The following is a 23832-nucleotide window of genomic DNA, read 5'->3' as shown; positions in this document are numbered from 1 at the left end:
GGCACAGACTATACGAACCTAGGAGGGGGAGCAATTGGCTGGCACAGTTGCAGCAACTCAATCGGATGTAGCTTTGAAGAGAAAAAAGAATCTTCAGAGATCCCAGTTTTATCAAGGTTGGAAGCGATTTAAAAGACATCGTCTTGCCGTTATTGGTTTGGTCTGGGTTATCCTTTTTTTGATCGCGGGGATCATTGGACCTTGGGTGGCCCCATATGACTATCGCACGGGAGATTTTTTGGCCATCAATCAAGGGCCGACCTGGCAGCATATTTTTGGTACGGATAATGTGGGGCATGACATGTTCAGCCAGATTCTGTTCAGTGTTCGAAGCGCTCTGATTATTGCTTTTGGCGCGACTTTGGTCAGCTTCATTATCGGGATTATATTGGGCTTGTGGGCCGGATTGCGCGGCGGAATCGCCGATATGATTATTATGCGTGCTGTGGATTTTATGATGACCTTGCCGGGGTTTTTGTTCGCCTTGATATTAGTCATTATGCTGGGACGTGGGTATTTATCTTTGATTCTAGCAATTGGAATTCCGGGTTGGGCGGGATATGCACGCTTGATCCGAAGTCTGGTCCTAAGTATGCGGGACGGGGAGATGGTAGAAGCGGCAAGAGCGTTAGGCGCATCTCAGGCGCATATTGCCAGACGGTATATGTTGCCGAATGTTATCGGCAGTATGGGTGTCTCTCTCGCCTTCGGGATTCCCGGTGATCTCATCCAGATTGCAGGCTTAAGTATTTTTGGCATGGGGCTTCGGCCGCCAATCCCTTCATTTGGGAGTATGATTGCTCAAGCCAGTGAGAATATTCTCGGCTTTCCATGGCTGCTGTATTTTCCGGCAGGTATCTTTGCAATAACCTTGCTTTCGTTTCTGTTTGTAGCAGACGGTCTCCAGGAAGCATTCAGTCCGAAAGGAGGCAATTAATATGGGTGAACCGCTACTTTCTATTGATGACCTTCATGTGAAGTTCTCCCGCAGTGAAGATGAAGTTTATGCCGTAAACGGCGTCAGTTTTTCGATCAATGAAAATGAATCCTTGGGGATTGTTGGTGAAAGTGGCTCCGGTAAGTCTGTTACATTGATGTCATCAATTGGGCTCATCCGTGAAAATGGAAAAATAACATCGGGGACAGCTCAGTTTAATGGTAAGGACTTACTTAAAATGCGTCCCAAACAATTAGAAGATATTCGTGGGCGTGACATCGGCGTTGTTTTTCAAGATCCGATGACCAGCTTGAACCCGATCATGCGTATCGGGGATCAAATAATGGAAGCCATGCTGACACATCAATATGCAAACCGGAAGGAAGCTTTTGACCGAACCATTCAGCTCTTGCATGAAATGGGGATTCCGGATCCTAAATCACGGTTTAAAAGTTATCCTCACGAATTTTCCGGTGGTATGCGCCAACGTATCATGATTGCTATTGCTTTGGCATGTGAACCGCAATTATTGATTGCCGATGAGCCAACAACCGCGCTTGATGTCACTGTGCAGATGCAGATTCTTGCACTATTGCAGGAATTACGCAGAAAACATGGGATGAGCGTAGTTATGGTAACGCATGATTTTGGCCTTGCGACCAACTTTTGTGACAAAATCATCGTGATGTACGGGGGCCAAATCATGGAGAAAGCCACTACGGACAAGTTCATAAGTGAGGCGGCGCATCCCTATTCACTTGGATTGAAACGCTCCATTATCGAAGTGGGCCACAAGGGAAAAGAAATAATGCCTATTCCAAAGACGGCAAAGACACTTACACAGACATTGACCGGCTGCCCATTTGCCGATCGTTGCTTCTATACAACTGAACGGTGTCAGAATGAAGTTCCCAAGCTTCGTGATTTTAGCACCGATCATCAGATCGCCTGCCATCATGCTGAGGAGGTCGCTTCCTATGCCCAATAATCCGCTCTTGCGCGTAGAAAATGTCTCGAAAACTTTTCGGGTACAAGGAAAAAAGCTGCATGCCATCGAGAATGTTTCTTTTACCCTGGAAGCGGGGAAAACACTGGGGCTTGTTGGGGAAAGTGGCTCAGGAAAATCAACCTTAGGGCGAATGGTTCTGCGTCTACTCGAATCTGACAAAGGAAAAATATTTTTTGAGGACGTGGAGCTCTCAAAGGCAAATAAAGAGAAGCTGCGGGCGATGCGCCGGGATATGCAAATTATTTTCCAGGATCCCAAGGCGAGTCTCAGTCCGAGAATGACGGTAGGAGACGCTATTGAAGATGCAATGGCTATCCACAAAATTGGAACTAAAGTAAGCCGGCATGAGCGTGTGATCGAATTACTTGAGCGGGTCGGTTTGCCTTCTGAAGTCCAATACGCTTATCCGCATGAACTGTCAGGTGGACAATTGCAGCGGGTTGGGATTGCCAGAGCGTTGTCACTGAATCCCAAATTGCTCATTTGTGATGAACCGGTGTCCGCATTGGATGTATCTATTCAGGTTCAAGTCATTCAATTACTAAAGGATTTGCAGAAGGAGTTTAACCTGACTTATATCTTTATTTCGCATAATTTGGCAGTAGTGGAGTATTTGAGTGATGATATCGCGGTTCTTTATTTAGGAGAGGTGGTTGAGCAAGCTCCGGCGGATGAATTGTTCAAGAAACCTACGCATCCTTACACGCAGGTCCTGCTAAATTCGATTTTGAAGATTCCGGATAGTGTGGAGCAGAAGCAGCAGATGGTATCGATTCAAGGCGAGGTGCCATCACCGCTTAATCCACCAAGTGGCTGCACTTTTCATCCGCGGTGTTCTTTTGCCTCGGATGTATGTATGGCTGTCAAGCCTGAACGGAAAATCGTGTCAGAAGGCCATAGTGCCGTGTGTCATTTGGTAGAATAAGCAGTGGCTTAATTAAGTAATCAGCAGATGACTTCTGTATATCACAGAAGTCATCTTTTTTAATTCATACACACAAAAAAGCCCTGTAAGAAGGCCACTTTTTTCAAAGTGAACAGCTTATAGGGCGCAGTTTAAAGACTGATTACTGCTTGTCAATCGCTGCTGCTAACCCTTCATACGAAGAATCCTGAAGCAGCACTCCGTTCACCATAAATTTAGGAGTACCGTTGACTCCGTAGGAACCAGCGATCTTAAAGTCTTCTTTTACATCGAACATATAGGTATGATTCTTGAGATCTGTTTCAAATTGGGCGTAATCAATGCCCTCGATGTTATTCTTAACGAATTTTAAAATGAATTTCTGAGTGGCCCAAATTTCGCTCTCATCGCCTTGATTAGCGTACAGCTTATGAAGGTATTCCCAGAACTTCTCGTTGCTTTGCTTGTAGATGGCTTCGCCGGCGCTAGCGGCAAGATAAGAGTCCCGGTCCAAAAATGCAAAGTTCATGAAGAAAAGTTCCACTTTTCCGGTATCTACGTAGTCTTTAATAAAAGTATCCAGATACTTTTCAGTCCACATTTTGCAGGCGGGACATTTGAAATCTGCGAATTCGATAACTTTAACTTTGGCATCAGGACTTCCAAGATGAGGTTGCTTCTCATATTTCAGCCCATCAACAACAATGCTTCCCTTTACGTCGGTGTAGTTGGGTAGATCTGCTGTATCATCAGTCTTATTGCTTAAGATGAAAACAATTACAGCGAGAAGGATTACAACAACGACACCTAATATCATGGGAAGCAAAGGTCTTTTGGTCTGAGATTGTTTAGCTGACACTTTCTTATTCATATCTCACCTCCTAGACAATATAGGAATACTATAAAAATAGTATAATCATCCAGTAGGTAGTGAAGATATGTCATTTGTAACAATGCTACGTAACGTTGTAGCTAGTTATTAGTTTTTGAATTTAGCGGCTGAGCGAATGACAGGGGGCACCTCGTGGATGGACGAAATAGTCATCACGGCTTGCTGCATCTCTTGCTCCAGCTCGATAAGGTTATAGCTCCATTCATTTTGCTGCTTCAGGTAAATACTGTTGATGCCTGCGGTAACTGCGGGAAGTACATCTGTACGTAACGAGTTGCCAATCATCCAGGTACGTTTGCGGTCAAAGCTTTGGGTAGCCAAAATATTTTCAAGCGCCTCAACATTTTTATGCTTCCGAATATAGATACGATCGTCAAAATAAGCATCCAGCTTCATTTGTTCAATTTTACGTTGCTGAATGGTGTCGTCCCCGCCAGTATACAAGAATAAATGGTGACCCTCTTGCTTCAGCGTATCGAGTGTTTCAACCATGCCAGGGTAAGCTTCAATTTCTTGGTCATAGACGCTTAGGCCGAGCTTGTGTAATTGCTGCTCTTGAAAGCGATCTGTCGGAAGGTTATATTTGGCGCAGAAATAACGGTAGGTGGCGATTAAGGATTTGGGAAAGTTGTCGCTGGCCAGGCCACTTGTGTTGACGGTATCAACATCAATTTCTATTTGCTTGCTGCGTAATTCACTGGTGCTTGGACCAAATTCATTAAACCAATCAGTCATGAGCTCGAAATATTGCCCTAAAATTAAATCGAAATATTTGTTGCAATGAACCAGCGTATCATCTAGATCGAAAATTACTTGTTGAGTTGTGTATTTCATATCTCTCACTCCTTGGATCTGTATCTGTATAGTGTTCTATAGGTGAATATAAGATTCTAGAAACATTTGAAGCTCAGAAGCGCCGTCTGGACGGATACTGAAGCGCTCGTCTTGTTCCCCGCGAAGATGGATACGGAGTAAACCGGCTACGCGTAGGATCATTAGGTGATGCATAAGCATTTCTCTGGATTGATTTAGATCGGACTGCATCTCCCATAGAGATTTGGGTTCATGGGCGACATACCGAAGCAATCGGAGTCTGGTTGGATCTGACAGCGCCTTGGTCATGCGCAATAGCACCATCGGTGGTTCATTTTCATCTTCCAATGGCACATCTACAGGATACTGTACAATCACCATAGTTTTGTAGAAGCAGTAGGTGTTGATTGGTCGATTATGAACGGTAGGCAATAATACTATAGTCTTAAGATCCCGTATATCCTCGAAAACTACACCACCGGATGCATATTCAATTAAAGAAATAGGGTCCATTTTGCTTTCCAGCATTTTTTTCTCAGAGGCATCTTCAATTAATAACGGTAAAATCTTGTGTTCAACATGACGAAAATATTGCTCATACCAGAGTCTAAGTAGCGGACTATAGCTGCTCTTGATCCGGGAAGCTTCATCTATGGTGAAATCATGAATTAACGGTGCGATCTGCTGATAACACTCTTTTATAGAAGCTGAATCCAGATCATCCAGGAAATGCAGCACTGATGTTGCGGGCCCTCGGCTGTAAACCCAAGCATATAACACATCATAATCTGTAAATGGCCACTCGGCAGCTTGCATGAGAGCTGTTACTTTATGAGGAGTAATGCGATCTTCCACATCACTAACCCAGTGGGGACCGAGGTCTAAATTGGAGATCCATTTTCTGGTTACATATATCATAAAACTGTCCAACAGTTCATAAACCGGCGATACGTCGATTTTTAATTCGTAATCCATGTAACATGCACCCCCAGAAATCCGTAACTTCTCATATTATCTCTTGTTTTGAAGAGGGTTGTCCACTATAATGTTCGGTGTTTGCCAATTGGCGTTAGATCACATCATTGTTTTTATTATAGGGGGATATCATCCGTGTCAGACCGGCTTAAAGTATCTATACGAAGTAATAGCAAAATGACTTTCATGATTCTTATTACCGCTACTATAGCCGCAGGGCTTAGCCAAGGGCTGTTGCTGCCCATTCTATCCATTCTTTTGGAGCAAAAAGGAGTCTCCTCGTCACTGAACGGATTGAATGCTGCTGCACTATACATAGGATCATTTGGGATGACCTTGATTGCTGAACGTGTTCTTGGAGCGGTTGGATTTAAAAAATTGATAGCTGGTGGGATTAGTTTAGTCTTAGTAAGCTTGCTCATGTTTCCCTTTTTTACAGGGATCAAGGTATGGTTTGTATTGCGTCTGCTTGTGGGTGTAGGCGATGCTGCGATTAATTACGGGGCCCAGCTTTGGGTTCTGCTTATGACACCTGCCGAGCATCGAGGGCGTAATCTTTCACTATATGGCATGTCCTATGGTCTGGGTTTTAGCTTGGGACCACTTGGGATTAGTCTGCTGCGTTATGGACAGGCCGTGCCTTTTATTGTTCTCGCATTTCTATTTTTGTTAGTCTTAATCCTTGTGACTACAATTCTGCCGGATTCCCGGCCAGATAAAGCGGAGAGTGGTGAAAGCCAGGTTCGCCGTTTCGGTCGTTGTTACAGCTTAGCCTGGTTCGCTTTAATTCCAGCCCTTTTATATGGCTTTATGGAAGCCAGCTTAAATAGCAGCTTTCCGGTATATGGTCTACGTATCGGTTACAGCACAGATCAAATTGCAGCGTTATTGCCTTTTGCGGGGATTGGAGGACTGCTTCTGCAGTTTCCATTAGGTCTGTGGAGCGACCGGTTTGGCCGCAAGCGGGTACTGATTATTGCCGGGATCGGAGGCGGGATCGCCTTTGCGATGTTGCCGCTGGCAGGTGATCATTTTACATTGACAATGGTGCTTCTGATGATCGCAGGAGGACTAGTAGGTTCCTTTTTCTCTTTAGGTCTAAGTCTGGCTGCGGATATTTTACCAAGACATCTACTGCCTGCTGCCAATGTGGTTGCTTCTTTCCATTTTAGTATTGGCAGTATTATCGGCCCCGGCATTGGTGGTTTGTTGCTGCAAGTGGGCTTAAGCGGCGGTATTTTCGCCCTGATGGGTGGTTTATATATCGTGTTCGGCTTGCTGGGGTTATTATTCTCGCCACAACCTAGAAATTGAGGTAAGATAAGAACGAGTGCTCGCATGGAAATTGAACTCACATTCAGAGTACACTATAGATTATAGATGAAGACAGGGAGAGGCTGAACTATGATCACAGTTGAACACTTAGCCAAGGCAGTTGGGGAAGACAAAAATCCGGTCCTGCAGGATATAGGATTTCAATTAGAGCCGGGTGAACTCGTAGCCATACTTGGAGCGAGTGGGAGCGGTAAGACCACTTTATTACGCTGTTTAGCGCTGCGAGAGAAGTGGGACAGAGGGAATTTTAGAGTGGACGGTACGGATATTATGGCGAGTGCCTTTTCCGGAAAAAGAAAAATTCGCCGGGAGTGGGCTTACCTGGAGCAGAATGCAGAGCTCAATCCTAACCGCACAGCGCTGAAAAACGTGCTGATCGGCCAGTCCGCACAGACGCCAATGTGGCGTATGGTTACAGGGATGGTTCGTTCAGATGATTATATGGGTGCGATGGATGAATTAGATGCCCTTGGACTTCTTGACAAAGCGAAGATGAAGACTAGCCAGCTAAGCGGTGGTGAACGTCAGCGTGTAGCGATTGCTAGAGCATTAACTCATGGTGCAAAAGTTATTTTAGCGGATGAACCGGTTACGGGTCTGGACCCCAAATCGGCAGAAAGTGTATTGGAAACTTTGCGCAGACTGTGTAAAGAGACGGGTCTTATCGTAGTGACGGTGCTGCCTATTGAACTGGCTGAACGTTTCGCTTCACGTATATGGGTACTAGAAGATGGACGAATTAAGCATGATATAAAGGGACGTAGATTAACGTCTCAGGAACGCGCGAATTTGTAAAGTTCGGACACGGATAAGGAAAAGAGTGATGAGGTTGAGTATAAAAAGTCTTAGGTGCCTGGCAGCTGCAACACTGTCGTTATCCGTACTTTCGGGTTGTACTTTCATCAGTGATCCCGTTTCGAAGATGAAAGCTCCGCAGCTGTCTGCTGACAAAGCAACACTTATGGCTGCTATTAATTCACATATTCCAGCGGGTACGGAGTTGATCCGCCCGGTTAATGATGAGAGCTCAATTTTCACAGAGGATCTCAATAACGATGGAATTATGGAGTCGTTGGTGTTCTATAGAACGCCAAGCGAAGCTGTAGAGATTCACGGGATGATCTTAGAGAAGCAAGGAGATGCCTGGGTCAAAAAGCTTGTTTTTGATGGGGATGGAACTATGCTGGAGTCCGTCGATCTGAAAGATATGACAGGTGACGGGAAGCTGAATATCATTACAGGTTATTCACGCGGGGAAGAAAAAGGCCTCGTCGTGTATAGCTATTCCAGCGGATCATTGGAAGAAGTGCTTTCACTTCCTTACACCAAATATATGCTTGATGATCTTAACAAGGATGGAATTGAAGACATCACCGTTGTTTATTTTAAAAGAAATGAATTTGCAACCATTTCGATCTATCAGTACAATGATGGCTTTAAGGTGCTCGATAAGATCGAGGATATCGATCCGTATTTTTTTAATTATTACAATATTGTCGCAGGAAAGATTGCCAAGGATAAAGAAGGAATCGTATTGGACGCTTCGGTGGATTTCCAATCCGCCTATAGCTTAATTGTTCTTATGGAGCATAACAAGCTGCGCGTGGTTTTGCCAGGTGATACGAGGACTTACAAAGATCGTCTGATTGCAAGCGAAGATATCGATCATGATGGCATTATTGAAGTTGGATTGCTTGAAGCGCCAAAAGGATGGGAGTATTTCGACCCCGCAGATATTCCTTATTTCACCTCCTATTATAAATGGGATGGAAAAGATGGCCTAACCTTTGCAGTCCAGCTATATCGTGATCCATCGGATCGCTTTACTATTAATTTTGATCCAGAGCTGCATGGAAAGGTAAGTATTGATACGAAATCTGTTCTGGATAAAAACCTTAAGTTCATCATGACCGATACCGGAGAGACTTTTGCTGAGGTTTCCTTCTTTTCTCCTTCGGAATGGGATAAGGCTAAGAATGAAGGCTGGGAGCTGCTTGGACGGGATTTAGATAAAGTCATCGGCTACCGTGGTGAGCTAGAACAAAGTACAACTAAAGAAGGAAGCAATAAGATTGCCTCCCCTATTGAAAGGAAGGGAATAGATGAGTAAAGTTCTGATATTGGAAGATGAAGAGTCCATTCGCAGTTTCATAGTCATTAATTTGAAGCGTAATGGTTTCGAAGTGCTGGAGGCTGCTGACGGGAATGAAGCATTGCATAAATTAACCACTATACCTGATATTGATATTGCGTTATTGGATGTTATGGTTCCCGGCATTGATGGATTTGAAGTTTGTAGACGGATTAGGGAGACTAATGAACGCTTGGGAATTATTTTTCTTACCGCCAAGGTTCAGGAGCAGGATAAAGTTTACGCTTTGTCCGTAGGTGCAGATGATCATGTTAGTAAGCCATTTAGCCCAACGGAGCTAATTGCGCGTATTCAATCTTTGCTGCGCCGAGTAAATGTGCATCGTGAACAGTCGGCCAAGGTTTCTTTTCATTCGGGGCCTTTCAGCTTGGATCTTATTACCAAACAATTCAAACGTGATAATGTAGCCATTGAACTGACGCCTACGGAGTTCTCTCTGATTCAATTCTTTCTTGAAAAAGAAAACACTCCACTTAGCCGCGATCTTCTGTTGGATCATGTGTGGGGCAAGGAGTATATGGGTGATCCCAAAATTGTAGATGTAAATATCCGGCGCTTACGCCAGAAGATTGAGAACAATCCTTCGGAGCCGGAATTTTTGCAGACTGTATGGGGGCACGGATATAGATGGAAAGGCCAAGGACAATGATTAAGAAGGGGATGCGCAGACAGATTGTTCTGCACTACATTCTTGTAGTTTTTTTGGCGCTTCTCCTCGTAGAAGTTATCTTCCTGCTGGCCATCAGAACATATTATTATGACAGTGTATACAGCAAGATTAAAAATCACATTTCTGTTTCAGAGTCGTTTTTTCAAAAGAACATGATACCCAGCGATAATAGCATCTATCTGCTACAAGAAGTACTGGAGAGGTTCTCATTGAGCAAGACGGAGCTGGAAATCTTATCGCTAAATGGGGATATCATCACTAGTTCCACTGGCTTTCAGCCGGATCGGACCATTACGACCAGTGATGTACCAGAAGCCGTTGGCGGCAGCGTTGGACGCTGGGTAGGGCGTCAGGCAGGCACGAATGAGAGCGTAATGGCGGTTTCCAAAATGCTGCAGATTCATGGACAGGATAAGTATGTCCTAAGGTATATTACTTCACTAGAAGAAATCAATAATGATTTGCTTAATCTTACCTTATTGTCTACTGCTATTGCTGCAGCTGTTATGGCTGTAGTTGTTGGGTTTAGCTTCGGATTGGCCAATTCGATTGTGAAGCCGCTGAATAATATTACGGCAGTTTCAGCCCAGATGGCCAAGGGGAGATTCAACGTACGGATTAAGGGAGACTATAAATTTGAGATTGGTGATTTGGCTTCAACGCTGAATTATATGGCTCAGGAGATTGTACGCAGTAATCAGATCAAGGATGATTTTATCTCGTCCATTTCTCACGAGCTGCGGACACCTCTTACAAGTATCAAGGGCTGGAGCGAAACCTTGGTTTCCGGTGGGTATGATCCGGAGGAGACAAAACTTGGAGTCAGCATCATCTCCAAAGAAAGTGAACGTCTGATTGGGCTGGTGGAGGAAATTCTCGACTTTTCTAAGCTGCAGCAGAACCAAATGAAGCTGTCGATTGGGGTTGTAGATGTAAAGGTGCTGCTACAAGAGACCATACTGAATGTTTGGGCTAAAGCGGAAAAGAAACGAATTCATCTGCTGCTGGAATGTGAAGACGCGATCTTTGTTAAAGGGGATGCCAATCGATTAAAACAGGTATTCTTGAACTTGGTAGACAATGCAGTAAAATTCTCACATGAAGATTCCAGTATTGAATTGTCAGCAAAGAGGCTGTCTGCTACAGAAACAGCGATTATGGTACGAGACAGCGGGATAGGGATTAGTGAAGCGCATATCTCCAGAGTTAAGGACCGTTTCTTTCAAGTGGATGCACTTAATGGAGGAACAGGCTTGGGGTTAGCGATCTCACAGCAGATTGTAGAACTTCATAATGGGACACTTGATATGGCAAGTGAGCTTGGAAAGGGAACGGAAGTAACCGTCATCTTGCCTCTTACTGAACCACAGCCGGAAGTTAACTCAGATGAGGTAACTCAAATTACAGCTACCTTTCCTGAATTAGATGATTGGGAGACGTGACCTGAGATGGGGATAACGAAGAATTCGATCCGTATAGTTCGTGGAGAGCCTGATCGGGTTAACGACATCTTGAGGCTGTTGCAAGAAGCGGCAGGATGGATGGAGCGTAACGGGATTAACCAATGGACACCCGGACAATTTAATGAGACCGATATTGCAGGATATTTCGCTGACAGACATGTTTATTTAGCCCTTGACGATGGGGCTGTAGTTGGCATGTTCACGTTGCAATTCAGTGATCCACAGTACTGGGGCCGTAAAAATGATGAGTCCTACGCTTATTTGCACCGATTGGCTGTGAAAGACTCCCACCGCGGCCGAGGACTTGGACAGCAAATGCTTAAATATGCAGTAGTTCTAGCCAAAGATCTAGGCTGTAAGAGTCTTAGGTTTGACACTGTGGCACATAACATTAAGCTTAATCGTTATTATCAGAGCATGGGTTTTCACTACATGGGCACTAACGATATGGGAAATGGTCGTTTAGTGAACTTATATGAACATTTTGAGGAAGGTGCTGAGTCAGACCGTCTGATCCTAAGGTTTATATCGGAATCTGATTTTGAACACTTAAAGCGCTGGAGTGTTTCTCCAGAGTATCTGAAGCAGTGGGCAGGACCTTCGTTAACTTATCCTTTAGATGATGAGCAGCTTGTTAAATACTTAAAGGATGCTAATCATCCAGGCTTATCCGATCGCCTTATCTTCTGTGCAATTCAAGAAGCTACGCAGCAGGTAGTGGGCCATATTAGCTTTTCAGTCATTGACCGGGTTAATCGTTCTGCACGTATCGGCAGGGTAGTGGTAGATCCTGAGTTTCAAGGTAAAGGCATTGGCAAACGTATGATGCAAGAAATGCTTCGAATCGGATTTGATGGTCTGGACCTGCATCGTCTGTCTCTGGGTGCTTTCGATTTCAATACGGCTGCCCTGAAAGCTTATGAAGCTGTTGGCTTTAAGCGGGAGGGTGTTCAACGTGAGTCTGCTTTATTCGGTGAGCAATATGTAGATTGTGTGGAAATGAGCATATTAGACAGAGAATGGACGGCTAGCCGTAATTCATAAAATCACTAATTCTTTACAACCGAAGGGGCTGTTGCTCTGGTCATGATCGACCAGGACAACAGCCCCTTTTTATATAAAGTATTTTTCTATATAATGGTTGTTATGAAGGAAGAACTTCACGCAAACGTCCTGTCTTCTCATACACATCCTGAAACAGACGGGAAGGTTGGTTTCGGACCGCCGGCTTGGCAGCCACAGTCTCATGTGGTCCAACGACAACGATATTATTTATGCTTCCCTTGATGACTGCTCCATCCTTAATGATTGCCCCTTCACCAATAATGGCATTCTCAATCAGCACTCCACGGCCAATGCGAACTCCAGGCATAATAACACTTTGTTTGATCTGGCTCATCTTACCGATTTCTACCCCATTAAAGACTACAGAACGTTGTAGACTACCTTCTTGGGAGCAGGATTCATTCACGAGAGAGTCCGTTGCTGGGTTCTGTACACGTGGTTTATGAACTGCAAGCTTAGTCCGGCGAACCCGACTATACATAGGCCAATGAGTCTTGTCTAACTTCATGCCATTGTCTTTTTGCAGAAGGTCCATATGTGCTTCCCAGAGACTGCCGACTGTACCTACATCTCTCCAGTAACCCTTGAAACGGTAAGCGAATAAATCATCGTTCTGATCCAGCATGGTAGGAATTACGTCTTTACCAAAGTCATGACTGGAATTAGGATTAGCTGCATCCCGCAACAAGTGCTCCTTCAGATAAGCCCACTCGAACAGGTAGATACCCATTGAAGCAAGATTACTTTTTGGTACTTTAGGTTTTTCCGCAAATTCGGAAATTTTCAGATCATCGTTTACGTTCATTACTCCAAAACGACTAGCCTCATCCCAAGGAACCTCCATTACGGAGATGGTTGCTTTTGCTCCTTTTTCAATATGATAATTCAGCATCTTACGGTAATTCATATGGTAAATATGGTCACCGGATAGAATGAGCACATGTTCTGGGTTGCGGCTATCAATAAAGTCAATGTTTTTATAAATCGCATCAGCAGTCCCTGTATAACTGTCTCTGCCTTCAACACCTGAAGGAAGCAGTGTGACACCTTTATCCTTTTGACTAACTAAGCCCCAAGGCTCACCTTCACCGATATGATTATGCAAAGAGTCAGCTTCGTATTGTGTCAGAACACCTACTGTATCAATGTTCGAATTTACACAGTTACTTAGCGGGAAATCAATAATTTTATACTGTCCACCGAAAGGGACTGCAGGCTTAGCCATACTGGAAGTCAAGGGAGCCAATCTGCGGCCTTCCCCTCCTGCCAATAACATGGCGATACAATCTTTTTTGTTGTTCATTTGTTATCCCTCCCATTATTTTGTCAATGCTTGTAATATAAACTTACGACAAGCGCTTGAAACGACATAGGTGAAATATATTGCTTTGTAAACAGAAAAATTACAATTAATATTTCTTTATCAGAAAATCTTTTCTTTTAACATCAAAACATTTTCAAAATGGTAATATTCGGGTAAGGTAATAGGTACAAGCACATTGAAAAAGGTGGTGTAGAATTGGCTGAAAAAGCAAAAATCGAGACCCTTCCGTCAGCTGCTGATATCTATCTGTTCCATGAGGGCACCAATTATCGCAGCTATTCTATGCTGGGTGCACACACTGCCGCTGAAGAAGGCGTTACCGGTGTGCGCTTTACCGTGTGGGCTCCTCATGCGACATATGTAGGACTAGCTGGTGATCATAATGATTGGGACGGAACACAGGGCGTGGACTCGTTATATAAGATACCCGATTCAGGATTTTGGAGTCGTTTTTTTCCGGGAATACAGCCGGGAACTTTTTACAAATACAGGATTCTTGCCTCAGATGGATCAAGTTTCCTTAAAGCGGATCCTTTTGCTTTCAAAGCTGAGGTTCGACCGGCAACGGCTTCGGTAGTAACAGAACTGGATGGCTACCGCTGGGGAGATGCAGCATGGCGTAGGAAAAGCAAAGCTCCATATCAACAGCCAATGAACATTTATGAAATGCACTTCGGTACCTGGCGTCAAAAAGAGGATGGTGAGTTCTATACCTACCGGGAAATGAGCGAGCTGTTAATTCCTTATTTGGTGGAGATGAACTATACACACGTGGAATTTATGCCGTTGGCAGAACATCCATATGATCTATCCTGGGGTTATCAAGGGACGGGGTATTTTGCGGCAACCAGCCGTTATGGCGAACCCCATGAGTTGATGTATTTGATCGATCAGCTGCATCAGGCAGGTATCGGTGTGATTTTAGATTGGGTTCCCGCTCACTTTGCCAAAGACGCACACGGATTACGTATGTTTGATGGAGCGCCACTTTATGAATATGCCGATCCAATGTTAGCTGAAAAACCAGGCTGGGGGACACTTTCGTTTGATTTCAGTAAGCCGGAGATTTCTTCATTTCTTATTTCTAATGCGCTGTTTTGGTTCGAGTATTATCATATCGACGGAATGCGTGTAGATGCGGTTACGAGTATGCTTCGATTAGATTTCGAAAAGCGGGATCATCAATATCGGCGGAATGTTAATGGTGGATTGGAGAATCTGGAGGCCATCAAATTTATCCAGAATCTGAACAAGGCTATCTTTCATTATTTCCCAAAAGCATTGATGATGGCTGAGGAGTCCAGTGCTTGGCCGGGGGTTACTGCACCAGTGCATGAAGGGGGCCTTGGCTTCAATTACAAATGGAATATGGGTTGGATGAATGATACGCTAGGCTACATAGAACATGATTTTGGTGGGCGCCCTTATCATCATAATTTACTTACGTTCCCAATATGTTATGCTTATGCCGAAAATTACGCATTGCCGCTATCGCATGATGAAGTTGTTCACGGCAAGAAGTCTTTGTTAGACAAAATGCCGGGTGCTTATGAACAAAAGTTCGCAGGCCTCAGGCAGCTGCTGGGATATCAGATCTCTCATCCCGGTAAAAAGCTTCTGTTTATGGGTGGGGAATTCGGTCAGTTTATCGAGTGGAAGGATCAGGAGCAGCTGGACTGGCTGCTTTTGGATTATGAGAGCCATCGTCGTATGCTTGCCTACACGGCTGCACTTAATAAACTGTATCGCTCCGAAAAAGCGTTGTGGGAGCTGGATCATTCTCAAGAGGGTTATCAGTGGATTGATGCGGATGACAATGATCAAAGTGTGATTTCGTATATACGCCGAGGGAAGAAACCAGGAGATACGCTGCTTATAGTCATCAATTTTCAACCGGCAGAACGGCACAATTATCGTATAGGCGTGCCACGGGCCGGGACTTATGAAGAGCTCTTTAGCTCAGAAAATGTAGAGTATGGTGGCTCCGGATTGCACAATGTCCCTCAAAAGAGCGTTAAGCTGGAATGGCACAATCAGGTGAACAGCATAGAGCTGACTCTTCCGCCCCTTAGCTTCCTGGTGTTTAAAAAAACGTCACGAATGGGTAAGAATAAAGAGGCAAAAGAGTTATAGATCTAAGTACGAATAGAGAATCCGTACAGTTTAAGGGGGAAATAATCATGAAAGTTTTATTTGCCGCAGCTGAAGCCCATCCTTTTGTCAAAACGGGTGGTTTGGCCGATGTCATTGGAGCATTACCTAAAGCGCTGAAGGCTGCCGGGGTAGATGTACGAGTGATTTTGCCTAAATATCGTGGGATTCCTGACAAGTTCACCGCTCAAATGGAGCATTTAACGGAAGTGTATGTTCCAATTGGCTGGCGAAAACAATACTGTGGAATTGAACGCATTATCTATGAGGGTATCCCCGTTTATTTTATCGACAACGAGTATTATTTTGGCCGTGATGGAATTTATGGTTATATGGACGATGGTGAACGGTTTGCGTTCTATAATCGTGCAGTGCTGGAGTGTCTGCCAGCCATTGATTTCCAGCCTGATGTACTGCATTGCCATGATTGGCACGCGGCCGTAATTCCAATGCTGCTACAGGGGCATTATCGCCACAATCCATTTTACAGTGAAATGCGGAGTGTATTTACAATACATAACCTGTTGTATCAGGGAGTGTTTCCTTATGAGGTACTTGGAGAGCTGTTAGGTCTGGATAGCAGCTATTTTGGTAGTGTGGAGTACTATGGTAATGTGAATTTCTTAAAAGGCGGGATTGTATTCAGTGATCGGGTCACGACCGTCAGTCCGACTTATTCAGAAGAAATTCGCACACCTTATTATGGTTACGGCCTGGATGGTTTGTTGAACGCACGGTCAGATGTTTTAAGTGGGATTGTGAATGGCATTGATACTAAAAGTTATAATCCAGCGACAGATTCGAGCCTTGTTACCCGTTATCGTTCTAATTTGACCAAGAAGACGGAGAACAAAGTAGCCTTGCAGGAAGAGCTGGGATTACCTGTGGATGCTAATATCCCAATGGTAGCCATGGTCACGCGTCTCGTGGACTCCAAAGGTTTAGATCTGCTTACCCGAGTGCTGGATGAGCTGCTATATCACGAGGATATTCAATTTGTGCTGCTTGGAACAGGTGATGAATCCTACGAGCGTTGGTTCAAGGAAGCGGCATGGCGGTATCCGACCAAGCTGTCTTCACAGATCTTATTTAATGATGCACTCTCACGAAAAATATATGCTGCCAGCGATATCTTCCTTATGCCGTCTAAGTTTGAGCCCTGTGGCATCAGTCAGCTGCTCGCTTTACGGTATGGTAGCATACCCGTTGTCCGTGAGACAGGTGGCCTAAATGATACTGTGCATGCTTATAATGAAGAAACCGGTGAAGGCAATGGCTTTACGTTCAGCAATTATAATGCACACGATATGATGTTTACGCTGCGCCGGGCGCTTTCTTTTTACAAGCAGCCTGAACATTGGAAAAAGATCACAAAAAATGCTTTCGCGGGAGATTATAGCTGGAATGTATCCGCTCAGCAGTACATGGATATCTACGATGATATAACCAAATAAAGTTTAACGAATTCTGTAATGGGTTAATAAGGGATTGCACCTGGGAGTATGGTAAATACTCTGGGAGCAGTCCTTTTTTTATGAAATTAGGAATAAACAGTCGAATGATTTAGCTAGTATAGGGGATAGTAAAAATGTATAAATTTAGCTTCAACGTGAATAAAAGTGATTTTTTAACTGCGTATTATAGAATTCCCCTCATAGAAATCCATTAAAAGGAAGTTATTGTCACAATTATGCCTTTGCATATTCATGCGTTCTGATTTATAATAAGTCAGTCATTGGGTCAACTTAGATTTTTTCATATGAATAGGGGAGATATAGAAATGAACAAATGGGGTAAACTTAGTTTAGGAATGGTATTAGCGGTAGGTCTGCTCTCAGGCTGCGGTCAAAATAAAAATGATAATGATACCGCTGCTAGTGGTAATGCAAATTCCGGTGCAGTTACTAAAAAGCTGATTATGGGAACAAGTGCAGATTTTCCTCCGTACGAATTCCATAAAGTAGTGGACGGAAAAGATACCATCGTAGGTTTTGATATCGACATCGCTAAGGAAATTGCTGCCGACATGGGCGCTGAGCTTGAAGTTAAGGATCTGCCTTTTGATTCACTGCTTAACGAATTGTCCAGTGGACGCGTAGATATGGTAATTTCCGGCCTTAGCCCGACTGAAGAACGCAAAAAAGCGGTTGAACTTTCAGATATTTATTACAAAGCAGAGCAAGCTATTGTAGTGCGCGAAGCAGATAAAGATAAATACGCCACTATGGATGCGGTGAAGGGTACCAAAATTGGTGTACAGACAGGCTCTATTCAAGAAGAAATCGCCAAAGAGATTGAAGGCGCAAAGATCACCTCTCTTGGTAAAATCTCCGAGATCGTTCTGCAATTGCAATCTAATCGTATCGATACAGCAATTATTGAAGGACCTGTAGCCAAATCTTTTGTTAAGAATTTAGCGGGTCTTGTAATTACCGATGCTAAGCCTGAAGTAGAAGATGATGGATACGCAATTGGGATTAAAAAAGGCAATACAGAGCTTCTGGATAAAGTAAATGCTACACTTAAACGTCTAGAATCAGAAGGTAAGATTGATGAATATGTAGCGGCTGCCAGCGAGCTTGCTGAAAGCACGAAGTAAGGAATGTATATTGTTTTAGGTCTGCTGAAGTAAAATGTATGTGTATTACAGAAAATAGCGGAACTTTGCTATTTTCTATTTTTTTGGAGATAGGAGGATAAGATATTGGATATTACTTTATTTAGAATGGCTTATGATTATCGTGATCTTTTCTTGACTGGACTACAATATACCTTGCTACTTGCTGTTCTTGGTGTATTATTTGGCTTCATTCTTGGGATTATCGTCTCTCTACTACGCATGTCAAAATGGAGAGTGTTACGTTTCTTAGCCACAGCTTGGGTTGAATTTTTGCGGGGCACTCCAATGCTTGTGCAATTGTTTCTCATCCATTACGGGCTGGCGACGTTTGGGATTGAGTTTACTCCGATTCAGTCCGGGGCGATTACACTCTCCATTAACAGTTCTGCTTATCTGGCAGAAATTTTTCGTGCCGGGATTCAGGGTGTCGATCGTGGACAAACGGAGGCCGCACGTTCACTTGGAATGAAACAAGGGATGACCATGCGTCATATTGTACTTCCTCAGGCACTTAAAAGTGTACTTCCGGCAATCGGTAATGAGTTCATTACCATTATCAAGGAATCATCGATTATTTCATTTATCGGAGTAACGGATTTGATGTTTCAAGCTCGTACAGTTACAACGATTTCGTATGATGGCATGACACCACTCGTGATTGCTGCATTTATGTATTTTGTTCTAACATTTACGCTTTCCAAGATCCTAGGTAGACTCGAAAGGAGGCTGAATACCGATGATCGCCGTTAAGAACCTGCAGAAGCATTACGGAAAGCTGGAGATTCTCAAGGGAATCGATTTGGAGATTAAAAAGGGTGAAGTTGTCGTTGTAATCGGGCCCAGTGGTTCGGGAAAAAGTACCTTTCTGCGCTGCTTGAATTTATTGGAGCAGCCTACAGGTGGAGAGATCACTTTTGAAGGGGAATCGATCACCTCAAAGAAGCATGATATCAATGCAACGCGTGAGAAGATGGGGATGGTTTTTCAGCAGTTCAACCTTTTTCCGCACAAAACCGTTCTGCAAAACATTACGCTCGCACCGATTAAAGTAAGAAAACAGCAGCAGGCTGTGGCCGATAAATTCGCAATGGAGCTCCTCAAGACTGTAGGGCTTGAAGATAAAAAGGATGTTTATCCAGCTCAATTGTCCGGTGGACAAAAGCAGCGGATCGCGATTGCTCGTGCATTAGCCATGCAGCCCCATGTGATGCTTTTTGATGAGCCTACCTCAGCGCTTGATCCGGAAATGGTAGGAGAGGTACTTGAGGTTATGAAAAAGCTTGCCGAAGACGGAATGACAATGGTTATTGTTACACATGAGATGGGCTTTGCCCGTGAAGTGGGTGACCGCATTCTGTTTATGGATGGCGGGTTCATCGTTGAACAGGGTACTCCTGAACAAGTATTTGGTAATCCTACACATGCTCGGACTAAGGATTTTTTAAGTAAAGTATTATAAAGAATTCGTCAAAACGGCCCTGGACAAGTATCCAGTGGCCGTTTTGTTATAGGGTCCTGAGGGTAATGTGGGAATATATCGCTGGGGGCTGAGTTCATTTATTTATGTAAACCATGTATAATAGATGGTCAGTCAATCAACAGGAAAAGGAGTACATACATAATGAGAGATGATCTACGCCGGATAGGCATTATTGATATTGGTTCGAACTCCATTCGTCTTGTAATTTATGATACAACGCGCGAAGGAGGCTATAAGATCATCAAGGAGTGTAAGTACTCCGCTCGCCTTAGTGAGAAGATTACGAAGGAGAATAGACTGGAACAAAAGGACATGGAAACGATTGTTCCGGTCTTGCGGCAGTTTAAGGAAATCTGCAACGCTTTTGCAGTGGAAACCATTCGGGCGGGTGCAACGGCAGCCATTCGTAATGCGGCTAACTCAAGTGAAATAATAAGCTTTTTGTCACAATCCTCTTCCATTCCGATTGAGGTGATCAGTGGCCACCAGGAGGCATACTATGGCTTCTTGGGTGTTATTAATGCCTTTAATGTAGAGGATGGTTATGTCATTGATATTGGTGGCGGGAGTACTGAAATCACTCTTTTTTGTGAGCGGCGTTATCAACACAGCATTTCTTTCCCGTTCGGGGCAGTAAATACCAACCTAATGTTTGGCCAAGGTGGGAATTGGAGCGATGAGCAGATTCACAAGCTGCAGACTTTTGTTCTCGGCAGACTGGTTGAGCATGATTGGCTAAATGCCAAAGCTGGGCTTCCTTTATTCGGTTTAGGAGGGACGGTTCGTTCCTTAGGGAAGCTGGATCAGAAGACACGAGCATACTCATTGCCTAACTCCCATGGCTATACGATGACCAGTGAGACGATCGAGCACTTTATGAACACCCTACCTTCAATGCCTTACGAAAAACGTAAGGATTTAGATGGATTATCTAAGAGTCGGGCGGATATCATTGTATCCGGGTTGATTATTTTCCATACGGTGTATCAGTATATTGGGGCGAGTGAGGCGGTAATCAGCGGGGAAGGGCTCAGAGAAGGCTTGCTGCATGATCTGCTGGAGCCGGAGCAGCCAGTGCGTGATAGTGCATTGGAATATAGCTTAAACACGATCATTCGCTTTGATATTCATACTTCTAAACGGTATTTAGATCATATCAACAAGCTAGCACTCAGCCTGTTTGACGCATTTAAAGATGAATCGAATAGAGCAGAGCACGAGATGTTAATTTACGTGTCCATCATGCTGCATCGTACGGGAACGAATATTAACTATTACCAATCCAAAAGACATACTTTGTATTGGTTGATGAATTCACCAATTCGTGGACTTACCCACCGTCAGCTTATTCTTTGCGCTATGATTGCCTCATACAGCACAAAAAGCCGGAAGCAGAAATTGTCCCAACAACATAAGGACATTTTGCTGCCATCCGACGAAGAGTGGATTCATAAGCTCGGATCGCTTGTCCAGCTTAGCATTGCGCTGGACAGCACGGAGATTGGAATTGTAAGCGGCCTGAAGGCCAATCTGCACGGCAATACGCTTCATCTGGACTTAGAGGGCGCATCGTCACTGCTAATTGGCCTAGAGGACATTGAGAACGCGATAAAAGCATTTAAGAATGCTTGGGCGGTGAAGGTAAAACTCGGCTTCCCTTCCAACGTGTAACATCCATCGCAGCAAACTGGCTCCGGAAAGGGGCCTTTTTGTCGTCTGGTTGTTCGTAATATCCATTAGCCTGCAAGAAGCTGGCTTTAACATTATCTTTTAGAGACAACTCTAGAATTTTGACGATCTGTTTACGGATGCCGCTGTCTCTGACAGGACACATCAGCTCAATCCGGCGGGTTAGGTTTCTAGTCATCCAGTCGGCACTGGATAAATACACCTCAGGTTTGCCGCCATTTTCGAAATAATAGATCCGGGAGTGCTCCAGAAAACGGTCTACAATACTGCGTACGGTAATGTTTTCGCTTAAGCCCTCTATTCCCGGACGTAGGCAGCAAACCCCTCGCACGATTAAGTCAATGGAGACACCGGCTTGGGCTGCGCTATATAAATCGTCTATCACTTGCTGATTAGAGAGCGAGTTCATCTTGGCGATTATGCGAGCGGGTCTGCCTGCCCGTGCATGTTCAGCTTCACGCATCATTAGCTTTTGCAAGGATAAGCTCATATTCGTCGGTGCAACAATGAAGGAATGCCAGTCAAAATTAGCCGAATATCCAGTCATTTGATTAAACAGCTCAGAAGCGTCCAGTCCGATATCGCTTTGGGCGGTGAATAGACTGAGATCCGTGTAGGCCTTGGCTGTACTGTCATTATAGTTTCCTGTGCCTACATGCACGTAACGGCGCAGTTCAGGGCCTTCCTGGCGGACAATCAAGGTCACTTTGGCATGCGTTTTGAGTCCGATCAGACCATAAACGACATGACAGCCTGATTTTTCAAGCTGGCGTGCCCAAGCGATGTTCCGTTCCTCATCAAATCGAGCTTTTAACTCTACAACCACTGTAACTTGCTTACCAGACTCTGCAGCATTGGCTAGTGCAGTAATAAGTGGAGAATTTCCACTGACACGGTATAAGGTCATTTTAATCGCCATCACTTGCTCATCCTCTGAAGCTTGAATGATAAAGTCTGTCATTGCATCAAAAGACTCGTAAGGGTGGTAGACTAATACATCCCGTTCACGCAGCACCTCGAAGAAATCCTCGTTTTCTTGAAATTCAGCAGGATAAACCGGCTCAATAGGTGGATAGTTCATGTAACCAAAACCTTTTAAGCTTCCGGCAAAATTACGAAGAAAGCCTAGATCAAGCGGACCTTCAATTTCAAATACGAAGTCCTCCAGCTCAAATTCCGCTTGCAGCTGCTCAAGAGCATAGGGATGGATACCTTTTTGTACTTCCAAACGGGCTGGCACCCCGCGACGACGCTTGCGCAGCTCTTTTTCGATCTCTTCCAGCAGATCCTCTGCACCTTCCTCATCGATCGTAAGATCTGAGTTACGAGTCAAACGAAACTCACTAACCGCAACAGGTTCGTAACCGCTGAATAAGGTTTGAATGTGATGGCGGATCACATCTTCAATAAATACAAATTGTCTTTTCTTACTATTAGAGCGGTGGGGAAGAGGGATACATCTTGGCAGATTCGAAGGAATTTGCAGGATAGCAAAATAAGGCTCCTCCTCAAGACCATTCTTACGAGTAAGAACAACAGCTAGGTAGATAAACTGGCTGTGCACGAGTGGAAACGGCCGGCTCTGATCAACAGCCATTGGCGTTAGTACAGGATAGATGATATCCCGGTAATACTGTTCTATGGACTGCTCTTGGGCATGGGTAAGATCCTCATAATCCACAAATACGATGCCTTCTTTATGCAAACTCCGCGAAATATCACGGAACGTCCGGTATTGATCGGCAATGATTTTGGTTACGCGTTTGATGAGGCGTTTATACAGCCCGGAAGGGGTGTAGCCTGTGAAATCTTTTTTAGTATAGCCCGCCCGGATCTGATCCTGAATTCCCGCCACACGAACGCTTATGAATTCATCCAGATTGCTCGAGACGATCGCCAGAAATCTGGCACGTTCCATTAAAGGGTTATCAGGGTCCTGCGCCTCCTTGAGTACGCGGCGGTTAAATTCGATCCAGCTCAAATCCCTATTGAGGTAAGCAGTGGCTGGACTGCTCTGATTGTTTTTAATCTCTTCTGTATTCATGGGACCTCCAAATATGCTTCGATGTCTATATCTCAAATCTATTTATCATATTCTATCATTTTACTATTGGATGAGGCACGAAATGTTAAATCTATGTAAAATCTCAAAGAATATTATTTAATTATCTTATATAATAGGATGTGATTGTCGCTATTTAGTTAACATAATCAAAATTACGTTAACTTCTTAATGGACAAAAGACAATAATTAAACATGTTATTTCAGAATGGTAACAATTACATACGCATAGGTTACAAAATTGTGATATATTAAGTCCTGTCAGTTTTACAAATGACAACAATACATCAG

General features: G+C 44.1%; 18 protein-coding genes and 1 pseudogene. 14 read left to right on the top strand and 5 right to left on the bottom strand.

Features of this window, described 5'->3' with window-relative positions; all coding sequences use genetic code 11:
• The first annotated feature begins 34 nt into the window (after nt 1-34).
• Genes MHI32_RS16890 through MHI32_RS16880 form a run of 3 tightly spaced genes read left to right on the top strand, consistent with a single transcriptional unit; the run spans nt 35 to nt 2871 of the window.
• Nucleotides 35-937: an ABC transporter permease gene (locus MHI32_RS16890; RefSeq protein WP_081383373.1), complete on the top strand. Its 903-nt coding sequence runs from the start codon at nt 35-37 to the stop codon at nt 935-937.
• Between the two features lies 1 nt (nt 938).
• On the top strand, nt 939-1925 hold the full coding sequence (locus MHI32_RS16885; protein ID WP_036687658.1) for an ABC transporter ATP-binding protein: 987 nt from the start codon (nt 939-941) through the stop codon (nt 1923-1925).
• Complete coding sequence (locus MHI32_RS16880; RefSeq protein ID WP_076130038.1) at nt 1915-2871, top strand: ABC transporter ATP-binding protein; 957 nt, start codon at nt 1915-1917, stop codon at nt 2869-2871. The genes MHI32_RS16885 and MHI32_RS16880 overlap by 11 nt, the downstream gene beginning before the upstream one ends.
• A gap of 142 nt (nt 2872-3013) precedes the next feature.
• Here MHI32_RS16880 and MHI32_RS16875 read toward each other — a convergent pair whose 3' ends face one another.
• The 3 genes from MHI32_RS16875 to MHI32_RS16865 all read right to left on the bottom strand — a co-directional run bounded on the left by MHI32_RS16875 (nt 3014) and on the right by MHI32_RS16865 (nt 5530).
• Nucleotides 3014-3721 carry a DsbA family protein gene (locus tag MHI32_RS16875; protein ID WP_036687653.1) on the bottom strand — a complete coding sequence of 236 codons (708 nt, stop codon included), beginning with the start codon at nt 3719-3721 and terminating at the stop codon, nt 3014-3016.
• A 108-nt stretch (nt 3722-3829) separates the two neighbouring features.
• The gene (locus tag MHI32_RS16870) at nt 3830-4576 is read right to left on the bottom strand and encodes an HAD hydrolase-like protein (protein ID WP_076281727.1); all 747 of its coding nucleotides are present in this window, start codon (nt 4574-4576) and stop codon (nt 3830-3832) included.
• Nucleotides 4577-4612: 36 nt separating this feature from the next.
• Nucleotides 4613-5530 (bottom strand): helix-turn-helix domain-containing protein, encoded by a 918-nt coding sequence (locus MHI32_RS16865; RefSeq protein WP_076213494.1) that lies wholly within the window; start codon nt 5528-5530, stop codon nt 4613-4615.
• 159 nt (nt 5531-5689) lie between these two features.
• Here MHI32_RS16865 and MHI32_RS16860 point away from each other — a divergent pair, with 159 nt between their 5' ends.
• The 6 genes from MHI32_RS16860 to MHI32_RS16835 all read left to right on the top strand — a co-directional run bounded on the left by MHI32_RS16860 (nt 5690) and on the right by MHI32_RS16835 (nt 12194).
• The gene (locus MHI32_RS16860) at nt 5690-6844 is read left to right on the top strand and encodes an MFS transporter (protein WP_076130060.1); all 1155 of its coding nucleotides are present in this window, start codon (nt 5690-5692) and stop codon (nt 6842-6844) included.
• A 90-nt stretch (nt 6845-6934) separates the two neighbouring features.
• Nucleotides 6935-7660: an ATP-binding cassette domain-containing protein gene (locus tag MHI32_RS16855; protein WP_339168107.1), complete on the top strand. Its 726-nt coding sequence runs from the start codon at nt 6935-6937 to the stop codon at nt 7658-7660.
• A gap of 34 nt (nt 7661-7694) precedes the next feature.
• On the top strand, nt 7695-8975 hold the full coding sequence (locus MHI32_RS16850) for a hypothetical protein (protein ID WP_248548717.1): 1281 nt from the start codon (nt 7695-7697) through the stop codon (nt 8973-8975).
• Complete coding sequence (locus tag MHI32_RS16845; RefSeq protein WP_036687642.1) at nt 8968-9666, top strand: response regulator transcription factor; 699 nt, start codon at nt 8968-8970, stop codon at nt 9664-9666. The genes MHI32_RS16850 and MHI32_RS16845 overlap by 8 nt, the downstream gene beginning before the upstream one ends.
• Nucleotides 9663-11129 (top strand): HAMP domain-containing sensor histidine kinase, encoded by a 1467-nt coding sequence (locus tag MHI32_RS16840; RefSeq protein WP_051491526.1) that lies wholly within the window; start codon nt 9663-9665, stop codon nt 11127-11129. Before MHI32_RS16845 ends, MHI32_RS16840 begins: the two co-directional genes overlap by 4 nt.
• Nucleotides 11130-11135: 6 nt before the next feature.
• Nucleotides 11136-12194, top strand: coding sequence for a GNAT family N-acetyltransferase (locus MHI32_RS16835; protein ID WP_081387749.1), 1059 nt, complete (start codon nt 11136-11138; stop codon nt 12192-12194).
• Between the two features lie 100 nt (nt 12195-12294).
• Here the strand turns inward: MHI32_RS16835 and MHI32_RS16830 are convergent, their stop codons facing one another.
• The gene (locus MHI32_RS16830) at nt 12295-13518 is read right to left on the bottom strand and encodes a glucose-1-phosphate adenylyltransferase (protein ID WP_076130041.1); all 1224 of its coding nucleotides are present in this window, start codon (nt 13516-13518) and stop codon (nt 12295-12297) included.
• 216 nt (nt 13519-13734) lie between these two features.
• Between MHI32_RS16830 and glgB the strand changes: the two genes are divergently transcribed.
• The 5 genes and pseudogenes from glgB (at nt 13735) to MHI32_RS16805 (ending at nt 21461) form a co-directional block, all read left to right on the top strand.
• Nucleotides 13735-15672: a 1,4-alpha-glucan branching protein GlgB gene (gene glgB, locus MHI32_RS16825; RefSeq protein WP_076302596.1), complete on the top strand. Its 1938-nt coding sequence runs from the start codon at nt 13735-13737 to the stop codon at nt 15670-15672.
• A gap of 47 nt (nt 15673-15719) precedes the next feature.
• Entirely contained in the window at nt 15720-17144 is a 1425-nt protein-coding gene (glgA, locus tag MHI32_RS16820) for a glycogen synthase GlgA (RefSeq protein ID WP_076308327.1), read from the top strand.
• Between the two features lie 452 nt (nt 17145-17596).
• Nucleotides 17597-19060: pseudogene (locus MHI32_RS16815) on the top strand (ABC transporter permease subunit); the annotation flags it as partial.
• Nucleotides 19047-19769: an amino acid ABC transporter ATP-binding protein gene (locus tag MHI32_RS16810; RefSeq protein ID WP_076130044.1), complete on the top strand. Its 723-nt coding sequence runs from the start codon at nt 19047-19049 to the stop codon at nt 19767-19769. The pseudogene MHI32_RS16815 and the gene MHI32_RS16810, both read left to right, overlap by 14 nt.
• Before the next feature lie 162 nt (nt 19770-19931).
• Complete coding sequence (locus MHI32_RS16805) at nt 19932-21461, top strand: Ppx/GppA phosphatase family protein (RefSeq protein WP_076130045.1); 1530 nt, start codon at nt 19932-19934, stop codon at nt 21459-21461.
• Here the strand turns inward: MHI32_RS16805 and ppk1 are convergent.
• Nucleotides 21409-23523 carry a polyphosphate kinase 1 gene (gene ppk1 / locus MHI32_RS16800; RefSeq protein ID WP_076130046.1) on the bottom strand — a complete coding sequence of 705 codons (2115 nt, stop codon included), beginning with the start codon at nt 23521-23523 and terminating at the stop codon, nt 21409-21411. The genes MHI32_RS16805 and ppk1 overlap by 53 nt on opposite strands.
• Between the last annotated feature and the right edge of the window lie 309 nt (nt 23524-23832).

Source organism: Paenibacillus sp. FSL H7-0690 (assembly GCF_037980415.1).
Lineage (GTDB): Bacteria > Bacillota > Bacilli > Paenibacillales > Paenibacillaceae > Paenibacillus_AQ > Paenibacillus_AQ odorifer.
This window is presented reverse-complemented; position numbering and strand designations above follow the sequence as displayed.